At 63.3% G+C, this 403-nt stretch carries 1 protein-coding gene; it reads left to right on the top strand.

Annotated elements, in window-relative coordinates; translation table 11 throughout:
* Positions 1-12: 12 nt before the first annotated feature.
* Positions 13-403: PAS domain S-box protein (locus AC1D0P_RS30960; RefSeq protein WP_477680226.1), on the top strand; the 391-nt coding region annotated here is incomplete at its 3' end.

Below are 403 nucleotides of genomic sequence, written 5' to 3'. Positions count from 1 at the left end.
TGGCTCGACAGGTTGCATCCAGAGGACCGTCCGCGCATCCTCGACGCCATCACGCGACAGAACGACGGCAAGCTGGCGATAAACTCCTTTGAATACCGCGAACGGCACCGGGATGGCCATTGGGTCTGGATCCTCAGCCGCGGCAGGCCGGTCGAATGGCGGGCCGACGGCAGCGTGGCGCGCATCCTTGGCACCGATACCGATATTTCGGCGCTCAAGGAGGTCGAACTCGCCCTTGCGCAGGAAAAGGAGCGTCTGCTTGTAACCTTCCGGTCGATCGCCGAAGGGCTAGCCTGCGTCGACTCCACCGGAATCATCACCGATTTCAACGCGGCGGCGGCCGAAATCACCGGCTGGACGCCGGAAGACGCCATTGGGCGGTCGGTTGGTCAGGTTCTAGACC

It is taken from the genome of Polaromonas sp. P1_G2 (genome assembly GCF_056405515.1).
The sequence above is the reverse complement of the archived record's forward strand: the minus strand, read 5'-3'. Positions and strand labels throughout refer to the sequence as shown.